This window comes from Shewanella denitrificans OS217 (assembly GCF_000013765.1).
GTDB classification, from domain to species: domain Bacteria; phylum Pseudomonadota; class Gammaproteobacteria; order Enterobacterales; family Shewanellaceae; genus Shewanella; species Shewanella denitrificans.
The window spans coordinates 3,933,442-3,950,847 of record NC_007954.1 but is presented as its reverse complement, the minus strand read 5'-3'; the positions used below and the strand labels follow the sequence as shown (position 1 = coordinate 3,950,847).

The 17,406-nt window shown below is 45.4% G+C and carries 13 protein-coding genes; 7 read left to right on the top strand and 6 right to left on the bottom strand.

The genetic code is table 11. The features are described from left to right. Positions 1 to 19 precede the first annotated feature (19 nt). Together SDEN_RS17225 and uvrA are read right to left on the bottom strand one after the other, a co-directional pair. A complete protein-coding gene (locus SDEN_RS17225) occupies positions 20 to 1,045 on the bottom strand; it encodes a M20/M25/M40 family metallo-hydrolase (RefSeq protein ID WP_011497736.1) in 1,026 nt (341 codons plus the stop codon). A gap of 46 nt (positions 1,046 to 1,091) precedes the next feature. Then, positions 1,092 to 4,028: an excinuclease ABC subunit UvrA gene (gene uvrA, locus SDEN_RS17220; protein WP_011497735.1), complete on the bottom strand. Its 2,937-nt coding sequence runs from the start codon at positions 4,026 to 4,028 to the stop codon at positions 1,092 to 1,094. 257 nt (positions 4,029 to 4,285) lie between these two features. Between uvrA and SDEN_RS17215 the strand changes: the two genes are divergently transcribed. From SDEN_RS17215 to SDEN_RS20710, 6 genes are all read left to right on the top strand, one after another. Beyond that, positions 4,286 to 5,653, top strand: a complete 1,368-nt coding sequence (locus tag SDEN_RS17215) for an MFS transporter (protein WP_011497734.1) — start codon at positions 4,286 to 4,288, stop codon at positions 5,651 to 5,653. Between the two features lie 88 nt (positions 5,654 to 5,741). Continuing rightward, complete coding sequence (gene ssb / locus SDEN_RS17210; protein WP_011497733.1) at positions 5,742 to 6,437, top strand: single-stranded DNA-binding protein; 696 nt, start codon at positions 5,742 to 5,744, stop codon at positions 6,435 to 6,437. Between the two features lie 822 nt (positions 6,438 to 7,259). Beyond that, on the top strand, positions 7,260 to 7,652 hold the full coding sequence (locus tag SDEN_RS17205) for a hypothetical protein (protein WP_011497732.1): 393 nt from the start codon (positions 7,260 to 7,262) through the stop codon (positions 7,650 to 7,652). 59 nt (positions 7,653 to 7,711) lie between these two features. After that, a complete protein-coding gene (locus tag SDEN_RS17200; protein ID WP_011494663.1) occupies positions 7,712 to 8,755 on the top strand; it encodes an IS110-like element ISSde11 family transposase in 1,044 nt (347 codons plus the stop codon). A gap of 392 nt (positions 8,756 to 9,147) precedes the next feature. Further along, entirely contained in the window at positions 9,148 to 9,672 is a 525-nt protein-coding gene (locus SDEN_RS20715; RefSeq protein ID WP_332248845.1) for a DUF3644 domain-containing protein, read from the top strand. Between the two features lie 129 nt (positions 9,673 to 9,801). After that, on the top strand, positions 9,802 to 10,083 hold the full coding sequence (locus SDEN_RS20710; protein ID WP_011497730.1) for a hypothetical protein: 282 nt from the start codon (positions 9,802 to 9,804) through the stop codon (positions 10,081 to 10,083). Positions 10,084 to 10,522: 439 nt separating this feature from the next. Here the strand turns inward: SDEN_RS20710 and ppiC are convergent, their stop codons facing one another. The 3 genes from ppiC to SDEN_RS17180 form a co-directional block, all read right to left on the bottom strand. Continuing rightward, entirely contained in the window at positions 10,523 to 10,801 is a 279-nt protein-coding gene (gene ppiC, locus SDEN_RS17190; protein ID WP_011497729.1) for a peptidylprolyl isomerase PpiC, read from the bottom strand. 138 nt (positions 10,802 to 10,939) lie between these two features. Continuing rightward, positions 10,940 to 11,800, bottom strand: a complete 861-nt coding sequence (locus tag SDEN_RS17185; protein WP_011497728.1) for a substrate-binding periplasmic protein — start codon at positions 11,798 to 11,800, stop codon at positions 10,940 to 10,942. Between the two features lie 290 nt (positions 11,801 to 12,090). Beyond that, entirely contained in the window at positions 12,091 to 14,226 is a 2,136-nt protein-coding gene (locus tag SDEN_RS17180) for a M3 family metallopeptidase (RefSeq protein WP_011497727.1), read from the bottom strand. Between the two features lie 379 nt (positions 14,227 to 14,605). Between SDEN_RS17180 and SDEN_RS17175 the strand changes: the two genes are divergently transcribed. After that, on the top strand, positions 14,606 to 15,397 hold the full coding sequence (locus SDEN_RS17175; RefSeq protein ID WP_011497726.1) for a hypothetical protein: 792 nt from the start codon (positions 14,606 to 14,608) through the stop codon (positions 15,395 to 15,397). Between the two features lie 147 nt (positions 15,398 to 15,544). Here SDEN_RS17175 and SDEN_RS17170 read toward each other — a convergent pair whose 3' ends face one another. Further along, positions 15,545 to 17,287 carry a winged helix-turn-helix domain-containing protein gene (locus SDEN_RS17170; protein WP_011497725.1) on the bottom strand — a complete coding sequence of 581 codons (1,743 nt, stop codon included), beginning with the start codon at positions 17,285 to 17,287 and terminating at the stop codon, positions 15,545 to 15,547. Positions 17,288 to 17,406: the final 119 nt, after the last annotated feature.

The following is a 17,406-nucleotide window of genomic DNA, read 5'->3' as shown; positions in this document are numbered from 1 at the left end:
ATAGCATCTATTTTAATGGTTAAAGGCTTGAAGGCTTTATTTTTTCAACTGGCAGTTGGATTAATGTGAATGCAAGTTCGGTGGTGGCGCCGAGAAAATCGAGGTTTATGGTGTCTAAGGTGTCATTCACAGTGTGATAATCCTTATGTGGTGGTACCCCTAAATAAAGCCAGGGGATATTGGCTTTATGGAAGGCATAATGGTCAGAGGCCCTAAGCCAATCTATGTTAAGGCTGCTAGCGCCTCTGACTCTGGAGCGATTGACCTTAAGGCAAAGCTTGCTGTGCTGGGTCAGGGTCGGGGCTAAGGTGTCAAAATGGGTTAAGTTTTGCTCGCCTTCCATGTAAATGGCGTGCGGACGACTGGGGTGACCTATCATGTCTAAATTCAGCGCCAGTTCTATCTGCATTTCAGGCATAGTTTTTAACTGCTCTACTAAGCCATAGGCTCCATAAAGGCCGGGCTCTTCTGCATCCGTCGCCACTAACATCAAATTCACCTCTTCCATAGGTTCACGCTGCCACTGTGCGGCAATGCTCAGCAGCGCCGCAACGCCTGAGGCATTGTCATCGGCGCCAGGATAATAATGGCTGCCTTGCTTGCCTAAATGATCGTAATGGGCGGTAATAATTCGCCAGCGAGAAGCGGGCTTTTGAGCTGGGATCACCCCAATCATATTGACGCCTGAGCGGCTGGACAATAAAAATCCGTAGTCGAAAGGTGCGTGATAACTGCCTTGCCAAGGGGTTAAATTAAGCGCCTTAAAGCGGTTTGCTAGAAAGTCTTGGGTGAGTTTAGCGCCACGAGTACGGGTTTTCCGCCCTTGAAATTCACTGCTGGTTAATACTTGCAAGTCTTGGGTGAGCTGCGCCTTGTCTACCCAGAGGGTGTGAAGCGGCTGATTGCAACTTGGGGTGGAGGCGCAGCCACTTAGCATGAGTAATAGCAGCAGTAGAGGGGCTAAAAAGAGTGGCGCTAAACAGCGGTCATGGCGTTTAGCGCCGCGCGATGGGAAAACACAGTTAATGTTCAAAAATCCTTTCATCGCGCCTCACTATTTGTTACTAAGTTTGTGACTCAAGTTTGATTTTTTACGACTTAGTTTCTTTTTTTGCTTTGGCTTTTGGCTGCTTTTTTTGACTGGCTATAGTTTGACTAGCCAACTTTTGATTTACCAACTTTTGATTTGCTAACTTTTGATTTTCTAATAATGGCTTCAAGAAACGCGCCGTGTGGGAGTGCTTACATTTAGCCACCTCTTCTGGAGTGCCAGTGACCAAAATGCTGCCGCCTCCGGCGCCGCCTTCTGGGCCTAAATCCACTATCCAATCGGCGGTTTTAATCACATCTAGGTTGTGCTCTATCACAACCAAGGTGTTGCCGTGTGATTTAAGTCTATGTAATACATCCAATAATAGCTGAATGTCGGCAAAGTGTAGCCCAGTTGTCGGTTCATCCAAAATGTATAAGGTTTTGCCGGTATCGCGCTTAGATAATTCTTTTGCGAGTTTGACTCGCTGAGCCTCACCGCCAGACAAGGTAGTGGCGCTTTGGCCTAGGCGAATATAAGACAGGCCGACATCCATCAGAGTTTGCAATTTCCGGGCAATAGAGGGGATAGCATCGAAGAATACACGCGCCTCTTCCACTGTCATCTGCAGCACTTCATGAATGTTCTTACCCTTGTATTTCACGTCTAAGGTTTCGCGGTTGTAGCGCTTGCCTTTACAGTTATCACAAGGCACGTACACGTCAGGCAGGAAGTGCATTTCTACTTTAATTAAGCCATCGCCTTGGCAGGCTTCACAGCGACCGCCTTTGACGTTAAAGGAGAAGCGGCCAACCAAGTAGCCACGGGTACGTGATTCTTGGGTGCCAGCAAACAGTTCCCGTATTGGGGTGAAAATACCTGTGTAGGTGGCAGGGTTTGAGCGCGGCGTGCGGCCAATGGGGCTCTGGTCGATATCGACCACTTTATCGCACTGCTCCATGCCTTCGATGCGATCATAAGGGGAGGGTTCATCAACGGTAGCGCCATTGAGCATCCTATGGGCAATTTTAAAGAAGGTATCGTTGATAAGCGTCGATTTGCCGGAGCCTGAGACGCCGGTCACGCAGGTAAACAAGCCAAGGGGGATGCTTAAGTCGACGTTTTTGAGATTATTGCCGCGGGCACCAAAGAGTTTTATCTGCTTGGTTTCATCAATGGGGGTGCGCTTGTCACCCACATGAATTTGCTTCTTGCCAGAAATATATTGCCCAGTGATGGAAGCTTCGCAATTGATAATGTCCTCAAGATTACCGGCGCAGATAACTTCGCCGCCGTGTACACCAGCGCCAGGGCCGATATCAATAATGTGGTCTGCCATGCGAATGGCATCTTCATCATGTTCGACTACTATGACGGTATTGCCTAAATCCCGCAGATGAATAAGGGTTTGCAGTAAGCGCTCGTTATCTCGTTGATGCAAGCCAATAGAGGGCTCATCCAGCACGTACATCACCCCTACAAGCCCAGCACCAATTTGGCTTGCAAGCCTAATGCGCTGAGCTTCACCGCCAGAAAGTGATTCAGATGAGCGCGATAAGCTTAAATAATTAAGCCCCACATTGACCAGAAAACCTAAGCGGTCGCAGACTTCTTTAAGGATTTTATCGGCAATTTGCGCTCGCTGTCCTTCGAAGGTGACGTTATTGAAATAGTCAGTGGCCTCGCCAATTGACCAAGTGGTCAGCATAGGCAAGTTAATGTCGCCGATAAACACATGACGGGCTTCTTCACGCAGGCGCGAGCCGTGGCAGCTACTACAGGGCTGCTTATTCATAAACTTAGCCAATTCATCACGCACCGAATTGCTTTCGGTCTCGCGATAGCGCCTGTCCATGTTATTGAGTATGCCTTCGAAGGGGTGATTGCGACTGACGACATCGCCGCGATCGTTGGTGTATTTAAAGGCGATGCTCTGCTTACCTGAGCCAAAGAGGACGATTTTTTTGATCTTGTCACTGAGTTTGGCGTAAGGGGTATCCACATCAAATTTATAATGTTCCCCTAAGGAGGTGAGCATTTGGAAATAATAGAAGTTGCGTTTATCCCAGCCACGAATGGCGCCGCCCGCTAAAGACAACTTATCATCGGTAATGATGCGCTCAGGGTCGAAGAACTGCTGTACACCAAGGCCGTCACAGGTAGGGCAAGCGCCGGCGGGGTTATTAAAAGAGAAAATTCTGGGCTCAAGCTCGGCCATGGAATAACCGCATTGAGTGCAGGCGAAATTGGCCGAAAATATCAGTTCTTCGTCTTTGCTGTCCGCTTCCATGGAGGCGATGATGGCGATGCCGCCAGAAAGCTCTAAGGCGGTTTCGAATGATTCGGCAAGGCGCTGCTTCATGTCTTCACGCACTTTAAAGCGGTCGACCACCACTTCTATGGTGTGCTTAATGTGAAGCTCAAGAGTTGGAGGGTCAGTTAAGTCACACACTTCGCCATCGATGCGGGCGCGAATATAACCTTGAGCCGATAGGCTTTCTAATAACTTAACGTGCTCACCCTTGCGGGCCTTGACCACGGGGGCCAATAACATCTGTTTGCTGCCTTCGGGCAAGCTCAGCACCTTGTCTACCATCTGGCTCACTGTTTGTGCCGCAAGCGCTTGGCCGTGAGTTGGGCAGCGTGGCTCGCCCACTCGGGCGAACAATAAACGTAAATAGTCGTAAATTTCTGTGATAGTACCCACAGTGGAACGCGGATTGTGGGAGGTGGATTTCTGTTCGATAGAAATCGCTGGGCTTAGGCCTTCGATGTGATCCACATCGGGCTTTTCCATCATGCTTAAGAACTGGCGAGCATAAGCTGATAAGGACTCCACATAGCGGCGCTGACCTTCTGCATACAAGGTATCGAAGGCGAGTGAAGATTTACCAGAACCAGATAAGCCTGTGATAACAATGAGTTTATCTCTTGGTATCGTCAGGTTAATATTTTTGAGATTGTGGGTTCTAGCACCGCGTATTTCAATCTTATCCATCAATGACTCTCTTGGCTGCTTTAAAGGAAGGCAAAAACACAGGTACTCATAGGTACCACAAGCAAGGCTGTGAGTATCGCACAACTTATGCTGAAATTTTGCCGTTTTTTGGCATTTTTTTCAGTGGAGAATGAAGCGGGTCGCAAGATAGATATTTCCTTTTGAGCAACATCTTCGCCCTGTGGTAATATGCGCCACTCGATTATGAGCGATTCAGATTTTATCAAGTTTTCAGGCGTGAATTAGAGGTTAACTGCATGACCAACCACGGACTATCGAGTCTAGAAAAAAAAGTCGCATTTTCCCTTGCCGGTGTATTTGGCCTGCGAATGATGGGCTTGTTTATGATCATGCCAATTTTCGCCCTCTATGGTCAGCATTTAGAAGGCTTCTCCCCCTTGTGGGTGGGAATCGCCATCGGCGCCTATGGCTTAACCCAAGCCCTGCTGCAAATACCTATGGGGATACTGTCAGACAAGTATGGCCGTAAACCCATAATCTTAATTGGCTTAGTCTTGTTTGCTGTTGGCAGCATCATCGCCGCCATGTCGGATCACATCTATTGGGTGGTCTTTGGCCGCGCAGTGCAAGGTATGGGGGCGATAGCGGCCGCGGTATTGGCCTTAGCGGCGGATTTAACCCGCGATGAACAGCGCACTAAAGTGATGGCGATTATTGGCATGTGTATCGGCCTTTCATTCGCATTATCCCTATTGGCCGGGCCCTTAGTGGCGCAATATTTAGGCCTAAGTGGGATATTCTGGCTGACCGCAGTGCTGGCGGTATTGGGCATGGCGATAGTGCACTTCTTAGTGCCCAATCCAATTTCACAGGCTCCCAAAGGGGATACCTTAGCGGCACCAGCCAAACTTAGGCGTATGCTACTGGACCCACAATTATTTAGGCTCGATGCCGGTATCTTTATTTTGCACTTAGTGCTGACGGCAGTATTTGTGGCGCTGCCCTTTAATTTGGTGGATGCGGGCTTAGTGAAAGAGCAACATTGGCTGCTGTACTTCCCGGCTTTTGTGGCGGCTTTTGTGCTTATGGTGCCTATGATCATCATAGGGGTTAAGCGCAACAATACTAAGACCATGTTCCAGCTGTCTTTGGTTATCATGATGCTTTCTTTGTTGTTGATGGGCTTATATGCGCAAAACTTGTGGTTATTGAGTGCCGCCGTAGTGCTATTTTTTACCGGCTTTAACTATTTAGAGGCCTCACTGCCAAGTTTAATCGCCAAATTCAGTCCAGTAGGCGAGAAGGGATCTGCCATGGGGGTCTATTCAACCAGTCAATTTTTAGGCGCATTTTGTGGCGGCATGTTAGGTGGCGGCGCTTATCAATATTTAGGCGCCGAAGGGGTGTTTTTTGTCGCCAGTGCCTTGATGGTTATTTGGCTGTTTTTAAGTTTTGGCATGGAAAAACCTGTGCTATTAAAGAGTGTTACTCTAGAAGCCCATATTACCGATAAACCCCATGCCTTAAGTATGGCAGCGCAATTATCTCAGCTTGAGGGCGTAGTCGAGGCCATGGTGGTGCTAGAAGAGAAGGTGGCTTATTTAAAAGTCGACTCTCATTTCGATTTAAGCAAAGCCCGAGCTGTGTTAGGCTCTGCACATTAGATCTAAAACGATCATTATTATTCGTCTATTTTTCGCTAAAATTAGTTTAATCACTATTTAGTGGTAACAAGAAATTCAGGAGATTTCGATGGCCAGTCGCGGTGTTAATAAAGTCATTATTGTAGGCAATTTAGGCCAAGATCCAGAAGTACGCTACATGCCTAATGGCAATGCTGTTGCCAATATTACAGTGGCGACCAGCGAGTCATGGAAAGATCAACAAGGCCAGCAACAAGAGCGTACCGAATGGCACCGTGTGGTCATGTTCGGTAAGTTGGCTGAAATCACTGGTGAATACCTACGTAAAGGTTCGCAAGTGTATTTAGAAGGCAAATTGCAGACACGTAAGTGGAAAGATCAAAGCGGTCAAGACAAGTACACCACCGAAATCGTTGTCGATCAAAGCGGTAGCATGCAGATGCTAGGTAGCCGTAACCAAAATCAGGGACCAAGCCAAGCGGGCTCACAAGGTTCACAAGAGGGTGGCTATAGCGCCCCAGCACAGAACCAGTATGCCGCTCCAGCTCCTGCACCACAGGCTCAGCGCCCAGTTGCAACACCAAATCAACAATACAATGCGCCGCAGCAGGCTGCGGGTGCTTATAAACAGCCACAGCAAGCACCGCAGCAGCCTAGCTATGCGCCTAAGCCTCAGCAGGCACCACAGCAAGGCGGTGGTTATCAGCAAGCCGCTCCTGCTCAGCGCCCAGCGCCGCAAGCACAGCCGCAGCAAAACTTCACTCCAGATTTGGACGACGGTTGGGATGACGATATCCCGTTCTAAACTATTCTACCGTTGATCTTGAGACTCATTTTGGGACGAGAGATTAAATAGTTTAAAAGCCTCGCAATGCGAGGCTTTTTTATGCTCCAAAGCGTATTGGAATAAGTTCAATCAGCGAGCTCGGTCATTGCACTAACGTCCCGAGTGACGCCGCTTGTTCAGTAAAAAGATGCTCTACCATTAACATTTGGCACATTAATGTTCGGCTAGATAACATCAAGCAATACTCTGTAGTTTTCTGCTGTACAGGCTCGCTATGCCACCTCACTTGACGACACGCAGCAAGTCCATCCTTGGATGCTCGAACGCCCCGTCCATGGGGCGGACGGTCATCTCGTAAAGCGTCCTAGTTCACCTTTTTAGTGTTGAGTACCTGTTAGTTTAAAAGCTTAATCAGTGAACTCGGCCATTGCACTAACATCCAGAGTGACACCTACGATTGTTCAATAGGACGATGTCTTTTTGGGCGTAGCATATCTGCAGCCTAATTTAATCAATCAACTCGAGCCATTTAGTCCAACATCTTCCTGTGAGCATTGGAAACATCATTTAGTTCTAAATCAGTATAATTACATCGACATAACAAAATACATTCACTAGATTAGCCATAAGCCATCTCCATGATTAGTGCTTTTTTGGTCGAAAGTTCTGAGAAAAAGTAGGAGAGTATAATTTCTTATCTTGAGTTGAGATTATTTGGGGCTTTAGAGACTCCACAATCATTGAGTTCAGTTGATCGGTTAGTCGCATAATATTTATTAGTAAAGGTTTCACCTCAAAAGCAGGGAGGCTTTATCTGTTGATGCAAACAAGGATGTAAATATGGGTAAAAATACCGCGCAGGAAAAATTCTTCGAATTTCTAAGAGAGAAGCAAAAGTCAGCAAAGAAATTTAATAAATCTGAAGTAATTAAAGCTACTAATTGGAAGCCTGATACCTTTAACACCTACTTCGGTAAAGGGCAAATAACGCAGTTTGTAGTTAAATTAGCCGATGATGAATTTGAAGCTGTAAATACGCTTGAGATCAAGTTTGTTGAGTTTAAAAAAAGGTTATCGCAAAGTAAGCATTATCAAGAGCTAGGGCATAAATGTAAGTCTAGCCTTGCTAAAGCTTTACTTAAGAAATCACGTGATAACATGATGTTAGCCCTTGAACTATACAACCGGCCATCATTGGAAAATAAATTGGATGATGAGATGGACGCTCCCTAATACGGCGTCAATGCGCCAAACTGATGTTGAACCATACAGTTACTTAAGGAGCGTCCACCATGAAAGTTAGCACTATTTCGATTGATTTGGCAAAAAATGTATTTCAACTATTGGGGATGGATAAACACGCCAAGCAAGTGTTCAGCAAACGCTTAAATCGCACACAGCTGAGCGAGTTCATGTCGCAGCAGCCAGTCTGTGATGTGGTCTTTGAGGCGTGTTATTCTTCCCATTACTGGGGGCGTAAGTTTCTTGCCATGGGGCATAACGTTAAGCTCATTCCAGCCCAGCATGTCACGCCCTTTGTACGCGGCAGCAAGAACGATAAAAATGATGCCATGGCGATTTATGAAGCCAATTTTAGGCCCAACATTCGCTTTGTGCCGATTAAAACCGAAGCCCAACAAGAGATATTGATGCTGCACCGCGTCAGAGAGCGCTTGGTAAAACAAAGAACGGCCTGCACCAATCAAATTCGTGGTGTGTTAGTGGATTTCGGTATTTGTTTTCCACAAGGTCACAGTGCGTTTGAGCGAGCCATGTGGGACATCATTAACGATGAGTCACAGCGGCCTATCATCAAGTTAATGGCCAATGATTTCTGGGATGAATACCAGACTGTGAGTACCCGCTTAGACCGCATTAACCGCCTGATAAAACAGCTGGTAGAGCAAGACCCTAATGGCAAAATCTTATTAAGTATTCCAGGTGTTGGCCCCATTATCGCTTCAGCGTTTGCCGCTGCCATTGGTGCAGGGCAAGCCTTTAATAGCGCTAAAGAATTAGCAGTCTGGCTAGGGTTAACCCCACAACAATTCGCCTCAGGCAATAAGAGTATTAATGGCAGTATCACCAAACGCGGCGACGGCTACTTACGCAAACAACTTATTCACGGTGCCAGAACCGTAGTCAGCCATGCAAGTAAGAAAAATGATGATTTAAATCAGTGGATAACCCAATTAAGAAACCGTAAAAGCATCTGCACAACTGTGGTTGCCACCGCTCATCGACTCGCTAGGCTGATGTGGATTTTATTGCACAAGCAAGTGCCCTATGCGCCGCAATACGGCGCTTATCAAGGCATAAGCCATGAAGCCAATTAACCCTGTTATCGCTATCTTGCTCAGCTCGGTCGTGCCAAGGGCTTATAGCCCGTCTGGATGATAAGAGCGGCAAGATAGCACCTAATACTCAAGGTTGTTGTTAACGATGAAGAAATGGCTCAGTCCAACCAGTGTAAGCCCGAACAGGCCAAGGATGGGGTAACCCAATCCGTATGGGTGTTTCACATTTACAGGCGCAGTGGTACGGATTTAATTAGGGGCAGCACATTCAGACGAATGCGTGCATAGCCCGTATATATGGCAGTACAACCGCTTTTAGCGGAAATGAGTCGCATCAATAACAATGGCAGGAGTAAAGCAGTTGAACAGAAAACTAAGGCCCAAAAAGCCTTAGGTGAGCAGATTATTGCCTTGACTCACCGGGAGCGTCCATATATGGTTTCGTTGTTCTGTTCTCAATGTCTTGGGAGCAATTGATAAAGGCAATACTCATTGAACGAGATGGCGAAGATAGTATTTATAAGCCGTCATCGAAAAAAGGCATTAGAGAAACAATATCATTAAGAGTAGCTCTAGACAGGCTCTTTAAAGGGGCTCATTCAATCCGGAAGAATATTGAAATAATCGCTGATTGGAGAGATAAGGCTGTTCATCTGTTGATGCCTGAGCTTCAAGGTTTGGCATCTAGAGTATTTCAATCGGGAGTTTTGAATTATTCAGCGAAATTTGAACAGTTTACTGAGACCCCCTTTCTCCATGCACAGCACAGCGGTATGCTTTCTTTGGTTGGTGATTTCAAGCTTCCTCCTGCATCTGTACTCAGAACAAATTATGGCTTGGCAGCAGATGACATTCTAGGGCTAGCAATGGCCGCTGAAGAGGATATTAAAAACTCAAATGACATTGAGTTTGCGATACCGATTAACGTTTCTCTAGTGTATGCCAAGGATGGGTAAACAATTATTGCCAATGCAAATGGGAATCAAGAAGACTTACAGAATCTAAAAAATGCCCTAATTATCAATAAAACCGTTAATCCTGAAGAGTCTCACCCATTAACTCAAGATAATGCAATCAAAGCCATTATGGCTGAGCTGGAGGGGAGATTTGATGAAGCTAAGTTGAATCGTTGCCTCGTTACAAAGAAGGGCGGTAAACCCAGTTTTAACCGCAATTGTTTTCAATCCTGCTTGCAGAAGCTCAAATGGAAAATGGATAACAACGATTTTCATTTTCATCAAACCATTGCCGATAAACACATTTTTTCTCCTTTAGCTGTACGTGAGATTGTAAGGCGAGTTACTGAAAATGAGAGCTTTTTAGCGGAAGCAAAAGCTAGTTTTAATCGTAAGGAGCTAAAAGTTTAGCCGTTAAATTTAGTGTTATCTTTTATGCAGGCTTGAAGAGCAAAAAAATTAGATTACCTTGTTTATCCAGCTTGCTTTAACATGGGCACTCTATTGAATTCAAACAACTTAACAATGGCACCCAACTTTATTGGTGAAGCATGGTGATTTGCGAGACGACCTTCTGAGACAGGACGTCGAAGAGAGCTATAGGGATATATTCACGCGTGTCGGTGAGTGAATGCCATGATAAGCCAGTATGGCGGAATTTCAGGCCAGCATCATTATGTTCAAAGATAGTTTGAGTTGTTGGACCTTATTGATTTAATGCGATGTTTAAGCGTATCTATGAACAAATCTCATGCGAACGGAGCATTAAGCCAAGATTGTTGGCTGTAATCCTCCCTGCTTGGGATCTTGATAAAGTTGGGCATCCTCCCATGAACACCTGAGTTGCCGTTTAGGTGCGATAGAGTACCTTGATCACGTGCCAGCCGAATTTGGTTTTAACCAGATGGGGGATGATTAATTCACCGCTAAAGCAGACTTTGTCGAATTGTGGCACCATTTGACCTTTCTTAAACTCACCAAGATTGCCGCCATTTTTGGCCGAGGGGCAGGTCGAGTGCTTCTTGGCTAACACATCAAATTTAGCGCCATTTTGCAGCTGTTTGATGATGTCTTCGGCTTGGGTTTGGTGTTTGACTAAGATGTGAAGTGCTGCTGAGGTTTTGGCCATGGGAGTCTCTAATGCTGTTTGGGTCAATGTTTTATTACTACTGGCTGTAGTACGGCTAGCATTATAGCGGTTTTTAAGGGGATTAACTCCCCTTAGTGGTATGTTGCTGGATTTGGGCTTACTTAGACGTACTTAAGCCTATTTGGGCACAGAGGCCAAACGTATGGTGACGTCTTCATCTAAGGTTAATGACAATAAAAGCTGATATTTACGTTGGATAGCTGACAAGGTACCGTCTTGTTTTATTTGCGCGAGTCCCAAATTAAAGTCATCGCGGATGTTGGCGTGTAAGAATGCGAATCGATAAGGTGTCGGTGGAAATACCTTGTGGCAAATCACTTCCTGTTGTACTTCATCTTTATTCAGTTTGCCATTGAGGTATGACTGCCTTAAGTAGTAGATAAAAATATTTTTATCCATCACCACCACATCAGTCCTTTTCTTCATCAACATATACACTTGCACTATTTGATTGGAAATCTCGCTGTAATTAGGATTGTGTTTCACTGTGTGGTGGAAGTCGTCACCCAATAGCGTTGAGGCGCGCTGAAAGGCAACTATGCTTTTCCCTTTTAGATCTTCGAGTACATTGATGCCGAGCTTCTTGTCTTTAAGGCTGATGGCACAATTTTGAAAATGTATCACCACATCAGAATAAAACACGTTCTCTAATATGTTTTTTTTGGCGTTAATAATGCCGTCTAGTTTACCTTCTTTGAGCTCACGGAATGTGCGTGAGAAAGGCTGATACTCTATGTTGGCCTTATGGCCTCTGACAGCAAGGGCGCTCTGCAACAATTCAAGTTCAATACCTGTGTCAGTTTCTTGAATGACATAAGGGGGAATGGAAAAGCTGACGCCAATTTTAAGGTCTTTAGCGTTCAGGTTGCCGCTAAGGCAAGTGAGACAGATTAGCCAAACATAGCCGAAGCCTTTACCAATAAACTGGGCTCTTTTCTGTCTTTGAACATTAACTCGCTTATTTTTCTCGTTATTCATTCTGAATATCACCTCGGGAGAGTGTAGAGACGCGAGCCCTTGCATCAAATCTTCCTAATACTGTTATTACAGTGGTGTTAACTGTTTCTCTAATATAGGAGGTGTTGAGGGAATAGTATAGTTAGGCATAGTAAAATACTGGTGTAATTTGTATTATCCATTGTTTATATTGATTTATTTGATTGTTCTTGTTTTGATATAATGTCTGTTGTTATTAGGAGAAAAACTAGGGAGCCAGTTAATGCTGAACTCCCTATTTATTAAATGCAGTGTTAGCGCTCAATGCAGTGTTAGTTCACTAAACCACGGCGTTTAAGCAAGGCTTCAGTGGTGGGCTTACTGCCACTAAAATCGATATAGTCTTGCATCAAGTCTTGGCTGTTGCCTTTAGACAAAATGGTTTGACGGTATTTGTTGCCGTTCTCTAGGGTTAATCCGCCTTGCTGGTCCATATGAGCGAACGAGTCTGCGGCAAATACCTCAGTCCACAGGTAAGCATAATATCCTGCTGAATAGCCGCCGAAGCTGTGGCTAAAATAAGTGGTCTTGTAGCGGGCGGGAACAGGATTAAAATCCAAGCCGTGTTTTGCTAGCGCTTGCTGCTCGAACGTTTGCACGTCTTTGATTTCAGTGCCAGGCGCAATAGAGTGCCATTCCATATCCAAAAGTGCAGCCGCCAAATATTCTGTGGTGCCAAAACCTTGGTTGAAGGTCTGGGCCTCTAATACCGTAGCCAGTAATTCGGCGGGGATAGCCTCGCCAGTTTGGTAGTGCTTAGCATAGTTGGCAATAACCTGCGGCTCTATGCTCCAATCTTCATTGGCTTGAGAGGGGAATTCGACAAAGTCCCTAGGCGTTGCTGTGCCTGCAAGGCTTGGGTATTTCACCTGAGAGAATAACCCATGAATGCCATGACCGAATTCATGGAATAAGGTGGAAACTTCATCGAAGGTCATCAAGGTGGGTTGACCTTCTGCGGGTTTTGGAATATTCAGCGAGTTATACACCACAGGCTTAGTGTTAAGTAAGGTCGATTGGCTTACTAGCTCGTCCATCCAGGCGCCACCACTCTTGCCTTCGCGGGCATAAGCGTCAAGATAGAATAAGCCTATGGTACTGCCATCTTGGTTGAATACTTCATAGGCGAGTACGTCTTTGTGCCATACGGGTAAATCGCTGCGGCTTTTGACTGTGATGCCGTAAAGCTTATTCATGGCGAAGAATAGGCCATCATTGAGCACAGTATTAAATTCAAAATACGGCTTAACGTGGTTTTCATCTAAATCGTATTTAGCTTGACGAACCTTGTCACCATAATAGGCCCAGTCCCACGCTTCAAGTTTGAAATCTTTACCGTCTTTTTTGATTTCAGCTTGAATATCCAAAGCTTCAATCTTGGCTTTGGCTAAGGCTTTAGGGGCTAGGTCATCTAAAATGCTATAAACCGCTTCTGGGGTCTTAGCCATTTGATTGGCAACCGAATAGCTGGCCCAATCTTTAAAGCCAAGCAAGGCGGCCTTTTCTGCCCTAAGCTGAGCGATTTTGATATTCAGTGGCGCATTGGTGTCCATGGCGCGATAGGCTGAGGTTTCCCAGATTTTCTGTCTTAACTCACGGTTTTCAAGACTTGAAAGCAGTGGCTGAGTAGTAGTGTTCACTAGGGTGATCATATAGCCTGTTTTGCCAACGGCTTTGGCAGCTGCGGCGAGTGAAGCAATCGTGTCATCAGACAAACCGGCAAGCTGAGCTTTGTCCTCAACTAAAATAACATCGTTTTTGAAAGACTTAAGTATATTCTGTGAGAAGTTAGTCTCAAGTTTTGCCAGCTTGCCGTTGAGTGTGCGCATCTTGGCTTTATCGTCTGCCCCGAGCTTGGCGCCTGCGCGAACAAATTGATCATAATAGACCTCGATTAAGCGTAGATCTTCGCCTGTTAATGCCGCCTTGGCTTGGTAAATGGCATCAATTTTGGAAAACAACTTAGCATCTAAATAGATGTTGTCTTCATGGCTGGTTAATAACGGCACCATGTCTTGCTCAATTTGGATGAAATCATCATCAGAGATGAGCCCAGATAAAGTAAAGAAGGCTCTTTGGGTGCGATTGAGTAACGCCCCTGATTTTTCCAATGCCATTAAGGTGTTATCAAAGCTCGCAGGCTCGCTGTTGTTGATGATGGCGTCGATTTCGGCTTTATGCTCTGCCATGCCTTGGGTGAATGCAGGCACAAAATCACTGGCTTTGATTTGATCAAATTGCGGTGCAAAATCTTGCAGTGGACTAGCGGTTAATAGCACGTTTACAGCGCTTGCCGTTTGGCTTGCTGGAGCTTGGGTGGTCATATTGCTGTCCGCCACTGAGTTATCTTGACAGGCGCTTAGCATAAGCGTCGCACTTACGGCGACTGTGATGAGAGATTTACGCATTAATATATCCTTGGGTTAGCCCTAATTATTGTTAGTCCATTGAGTGAGATGATAGTTAGCCACATGAGCGTAGAACCTAATGGCTTGGCAAGATTAGTCATAGAGCAACTCAATAGCGCTAATGTAAGCAGTACAATGCATGCTTAACGGGCACTACAGTAACAAGCAATGAGCATTAGAGACAATCCCTAATTTGGCTCCGAAGCCTTGAAACTGGTGGTCAATGCAGTTAAGCATTAACATATGTTGAACCGGAAGCTGGAGTGCACTGATAGAGTATGAACAAGGGAGTTTGCAGGAATAATTTAGTCTAAGGCCTGAGCCTTGCTTAACTATACTTAGATTTCCAGATGTTATGTCTATTATTCGGAGGTTTAAAATGAAACGAATAATTACCGCAATATTAGGGACCTTGCTCTTGCCTTCGGTAAGTGTTGCAGACCATTCATGGAATGACTATCACTGGGCGCGAACTAGCGCTTCATTTAATTTAATCTTAGTTAACAACACCACCCCTGATTGGCAACCCTATGTGGTACAAGCCATCTCTGATTGGTCACTCTCACCTATGGTGGTTCTGGTTGAAGACAGTAGTGGTGCTAATAACACCAAAGTGCGCCGCCGTTGCAGTTCAATCGAGGGACAGTTAAGAATTTGTAATTTGGCTTACGGCAACACAGGCTGGCTTGGAATTGCAGGTATTTCTTTGGATGGCAATGGGCATATCACCACTGGCTATACCAAGTTAAATGACACGTATTTTTCAGATCCTTACTATGATGAGGCTTGGAAGCAGAGTGTGACTTGTCAAGAGATAGGCCATAACTTAGGTTTGGACCATCAAGATGAAGATTTTAATAATCAGTCTCTTTTTAGTTGCATGGATTATCAAAATCCCCCTTTCGAGTATCCCAACACTCATGATTTTGAACAACTAACTAGTATATATGGACACTTAGATAGTTATAACTCTTATGCTGGTGCGGGTGAAAACCCAGATGCTAGAGCTTGTAATGCTCCTCCCGGAAAAGGATGTAACAAAGCAGGTTCAAATAATGATGTTGGCTGGGGTATGTCGATGGGAAGGCGGGGGAATGCTGAAAAGTTTTTGCGCATCGACAGAAATGGTGTTCGTCATTTAACCCATGTGACTTGGGCTATCGGCTTTTAATTAAAGTGAAAGCTGGTGCTTAATTTAGGTGTTTAGGTCTTAGCACTAAAGAAAATGCTTGCCCAATGGGGCAAGCATTTTTTTGATTGAACAGCCTTGTATATAGATTAAGGCTGCGTTTGGAAATTACTGGCTTGCGTCTTTGATTCACTTTTGCTCTTGATAGGCTTGTTTCTGGAAGGTTAGCTGCTGTAGCAACTCATCCATTAATTGTGTGAAGCGACTGTCATTGCGCAAGGTGTTAATACTGGGGTGCAGAGTCAGTAATTGTTGCGCCAAATAACCTTGGTTGATTGCTTGGATCAAATAACGATAACTGGCCTCTTGCTCATTTTGCACGGCATACAGCAATGCCAGCGATAAGCTATCTGCCGCCCTGTCTGAGCCTTGCAGTAACCGCTGTTTAAATTCTTGGGTTAGCAGCTCAAGTGCAATGCTATGCTCACTTGAGACCTCGGAAACATTACCATCACTCATCGAAATTTCATCTTCAAGCTGTTGATTGTCATTCTCTTTTAATGCTGACTTAGCAAGGGCTGCAAGTAACCGACCTTGTAAGGCAATTTGGGGGTTGTCTGAGTTTAATAGGGATTTGCTGGTATCTATGGCGAGTTGAAACTCTCCAAGATAAAGCTGGCTTAAGGCTAGACCGTGAATAAAGTGAGTTTGTCGCGGCAGGTCTTGCGAGAGCTTAAAATAATGGGCCTTGGCTTGCAGGAATCGCCCTTGATGAAGATACCATAGTCCCTGCGCGTCATTGGCCAGCAGCGAGTCAGGTTGTAAGCTTAATGCGCGGTCCAACCACAGCTGCGCTTTGGGGAAGTCTTCTAGGGCGATTAAGCTTTGCGCCTTATGCACGCAGCTAACGCTATGGTTGGGGCTGAGAGTGAGGGCTTTATTAATCCACATCATAGATTTGGATAACTGGCCCATTTCTCGGTAGATGAAACCTATGTTTGTCATGGCTTCATGATAGTTAGCTTGTTTTTGCAATGCTTTAACATTGGCATTGATGGCTTTATTGAGCCAGCCCTTGTTGTAGTAAGCCAGGCCCAAAGATTTGTAGGCTTGCGCCAAGTTGGGATCTAAGGCAATGGCCTTATAAGCGGCGTCGATGGCTTTTTGTTGCCAGAGCCGCGGGGCGTTAAATTGAAACACGCCTTGGCTATAGGCATCGGATAAACCGCTATAGGCTAAGGCTAAATTTGGATTGATGGCAAGAGCCGAAGTGAACAACTCTATGGCATGGAGATTATCGGCTTCTCGATACCTATGATAGTAATCCAGCCCCTTGAGGTAGAGTTCAACATCAAAACCTGGTGAGGCTAGCGATGACGGTGCGTTTTCGTCAAGCTTGGCGAGGTTATCGCCCGATGAAATGAATAGCGCTACAAGAGCAAAAATGAGCATTAAGGCCGCTAAACTTAAAGAGGTTAGTTTCCAAAATAACGGATAACTCTTGCCATCTTCTGGCATCACATGGGTGTCATTGGCTAAATCTAAACTTGTCATTCGCGTTGGGGTGACCTCACTGGTCACTATGACTTGAGGCAATAGTCGATAACCTCGCCCTCGAATAGCTTCTATATAAATCGGGGTATGGGCATCATCATTCAGTGCGCGCCTGAGTAACTTTATTCTCTGCTTTAGGGTTTCATCACCCACCACCACATCCGGCCAGACTTTTTCAAGCAATTGCTCTTGGCTCACAATCCCAGGGGCAGCTTCACATAGTACGGATAACAGGCGATAGCTAAGCCAAGGCAGCCTAACTTCGAGTTTGTCATCTCGCACTAAGGTACCTAAGCGGGTATTGAGTGTGAGGTCGTTAAATTGGTAGCGGTAGTAGATAGCGTCACCTGTATATGGGCTAGTGTGATGATGAACCAATGAGTTACCCCTTACTTTACCTCGCTTTCACCCTTTAGCAATCCCCTTCACCCAGCTTCACCGAATATTCCACTAGGGTTCACCTAAGCTTCAAGTCTTTTACAAGACAAGGGGTTAGC